6 protein-coding genes are annotated in these 2,682 nt (G+C 42.6%); 2 read left to right on the forward strand and 4 right to left on the reverse strand.

All coding sequences use genetic code 11. The features are described from left to right. The 4 genes from LC605_RS32365 to LC605_RS32380 all read right to left on the reverse strand — a co-directional run. Positions 1-301: hypothetical protein (locus LC605_RS32365; protein ID WP_229551452.1), on the reverse strand; the 301-nt coding region annotated here is incomplete at its 3' end. Between the two features lie 16 nt (positions 302-317). Continuing rightward, positions 318-521: a hypothetical protein gene (locus LC605_RS32370; protein ID WP_229551453.1), complete on the reverse strand. Its 204-nt coding sequence runs from the start codon at positions 519-521 to the stop codon at positions 318-320. Then, entirely contained in the window at positions 514-825 is a 312-nt protein-coding gene (locus tag LC605_RS32375; RefSeq protein ID WP_229551454.1) for a hypothetical protein, read from the reverse strand. Before LC605_RS32375 ends, LC605_RS32370 begins: the two co-directional genes overlap by 8 nt. 115 nt (positions 826-940) lie before the next feature. Next, complete coding sequence (locus LC605_RS32380) at positions 941-1,660, reverse strand: hypothetical protein (RefSeq protein ID WP_229551455.1); 720 nt, start codon at positions 1,658-1,660, stop codon at positions 941-943. Positions 1,661-1,898: 238 nt separating this feature from the next. Here LC605_RS32380 and LC605_RS32385 point away from each other — a divergent pair, with 238 nt between their 5' ends. Together LC605_RS32385 and LC605_RS32390 are read left to right on the forward strand one after the other, a co-directional pair. Continuing rightward, a complete protein-coding gene (locus LC605_RS32385; RefSeq protein WP_229551456.1) occupies positions 1,899-2,231 on the forward strand; it encodes a helix-turn-helix transcriptional regulator in 333 nt (110 codons plus the stop codon). A gap of 158 nt (positions 2,232-2,389) precedes the next feature. After that, positions 2,390-2,542: a hypothetical protein gene (locus LC605_RS32390; protein ID WP_229551457.1), complete on the forward strand. Its 153-nt coding sequence runs from the start codon at positions 2,390-2,392 to the stop codon at positions 2,540-2,542. Positions 2,543-2,682 lie beyond the last annotated feature (140 nt).

Here is a 2,682-nt window from a genome sequence, read left to right on the forward strand (position 1 = left end):
ACCCTGTTTCTAGTAGTTGCTTGTAGTCTGAATGCCAAGCAATAAGAGATATCAGGGTTTGAGCTTGTTCAAGTAATTGGCTGAGATTGGAATTAGACATTTCAAAGCCGAGTCTGGAACAGAAATCCCTGGCTTTTACACCGATGGTTGCTGGTTCAATTTCTGTGGTTAACTCTTTAAGTAGAGATTGAAAACTAGGATGTTCATCGTTAATTTCAATCTCAAATAAACCTGCGCTCTGTGTAACGATAGTTGCCCAATAGGGTAAAGTTTGTGGAATAGTTTTCGCGTAAAGTTTCATGATTTCTTCTCTGGGATTAAAAATCTTCGGCTATCTCCAACAAAAAACCGCATCCAGTGTTTTGCACTTGCACCAGTTCTTTATCTAGCAGTGTTTGAATGACTGAATTGGAAACTTGGAATTGAAGAGAGTGCAATGGAAGACAACCGCCACAAAGTTGAAGTAAACGTAGCAGGTGATTCGCTCTACGGTCAAAGTTATTGTTTACAGAGTTAGCCATTATTTGCACCTAACTGTTGTTGGAGAATGACAATTTGACGTTTGTAAAACTCAATCTCTGCGGTGATTTGTGAGACTAATTCCTGCGGAGAGAGCGTTTGAATTTGATTCTCTTCAAAGTGAAATAGTTCGTCAGAATTTTTCCGTGACATCAGGGCGTAGCGCCAACCATGACCAAATTGTTCGGCTAATTCTGTACCGTTTGGGTAGTAGTGAAGCCCTAAAATGATGCCCTGTTGTGTACGTTGTTCCAAAGCAAAGCGCGGATATTCCCAGTGTTTGGGTATCGAGATTGTTGGTTGCATTGATTTATGATTGTTGACAATGTGGTGGCGACGCCGAGTAGCTCAACCTAGGCATCGCAGCGACGGGCTATTCGGCGTCGCTGCGATGGCTTTGTGTGCGAGAATTACGCCGCCATTAGTTCAAAAACTCGTTTATACTCCCGTAAATACTGCTATTCATCGGGGTTAACATCTCAAATCGGTGGTTTAACAATTCTGTATGGCGTGGGGTTTGTGCCACTGCTAACCGCCAAACAGCAACAAGGGCAGACTGGCAAGAAACTCGCTCCTGCTCTGTAGCACCCACTACCCACCAAGTACCGCCACTGAATCCGACTTCGCCCAGTTTCACGTCGTTGTTGTAAATGCCATCGCCCACTATTTCAAATCCGTACTTTTTGCACTCGTTGAAAATCTGGCACATGATTTCCTTTTCAGTAGTGCTGTTCGTATCTGTAGCGTTTTGCTCTTGTACTGGCAAAGAGCCGTCTTTGTAATGTGAGCAGATGTAATGGTGACAAAGTATGTTCGTAGAAGCACGGTGGATTTCCTTGTCGTTCACCATCACCACCCAAGGTCGCGTTAGGTCGTTATCATACGTGATTGCGGCGATCAATTTATCACCCGCGTAGTATTCGTGGTTGTAAAAGCTGATTTCAATGGGTGTCAGTGGTATTGAAGCAGGGGTGATGAATTTCTCGGGGTGGGTGGACTGGTGAGCAATGATTGCGTTTATCCAGGTTTCAGATCCTCTCTTGTCAAGAGTGGGTGTAACACCTAATTCGGCAGCGATTGTTTTCAGGCGGGGGAGAGTGTAGCGTCGAAGAGCTTGCTGTGTGTAGGTTCGATGGGTCATAATTAATATTCCTGCCTCGATAGGGGTTAGGTTTTTACAAAGGGCGATCGCTTCGTTTTCCAGACTGGGGCGGTCGTCTTTTGCTATGTTTTAATATTACTAACTTGTTGATACTATGTGCAATACTTTAGTAATATCATTTAGTTATGAGTGAGCGCCATTTGCATAACTAATACTAATTAATTAGCACTATTAGCTAGATGATAGTATTAACTATATAGGAGTTGAGGACGTGTCTGTGAAAAACAAGATCAAAAAATTTCTTTATGAAAGAGGTATAACAGCTTATCAGTTTAGAAAAGATGTAGGAATAGCACAGAGAACTGCCTATGACTTGTACAACAATCCCGACCAGCTACCTTCGTCTACGGTTCTGAGTAAAATATGTGATACTTATGAGGTTCAGCCAGGTGAAGTACTAGAATGGGTTCCGAAAAGCGAGAAAGGTGGAAACGAGCTTTCTATAGAATCTCCTCAATCTGATAATTCCGAAAAAAAGCACGGTTTAATTGAAGAGAAAGGAAAACTAAAATCTTGCATACAAATACTCTCATCAGAAGAAGCTGCATGAGTATCTTTGCCTCCAAGCAAATTAAACCTTTGACTACACCAAGCCATACATGAGCTACGTCACGGGTCAGTTCACCAAGCGAAACAACTGCTGGCGCGGCAGATTGCGATACTGGCAAATGTGCTGATGATATTGTAGGGTTACAAGCTGAGAGCGGGGTGAGTTTACTTCCCTTTTGTGTCGTTATCGGAATCTGGTTTGAGGGATGTGGACGCAGGGCGACGTTGGCTAATGGTAGCAGACAGTTAAGCGATCGCAATCGCCAAAATCCTAAAATTTGGTATCTGAAATTCTGTTCAGAAATCGGATAGGATTACTATATATCCCACATTCCGCACCCACAACTGTCACACCCCAAGGAGACGGATATATTTAGTACATAAGAACTATTTATTAGGAGAATTTACTAGAGCTAAATAGGAATTACTATTATTAAGCTGGATGTATAGCT

This window comes from Nostoc sp. CHAB 5836, assembly GCF_020829445.1.
Lineage (GTDB): Bacteria > Cyanobacteriota > Cyanobacteriia > Cyanobacteriales > Nostocaceae > Nostoc.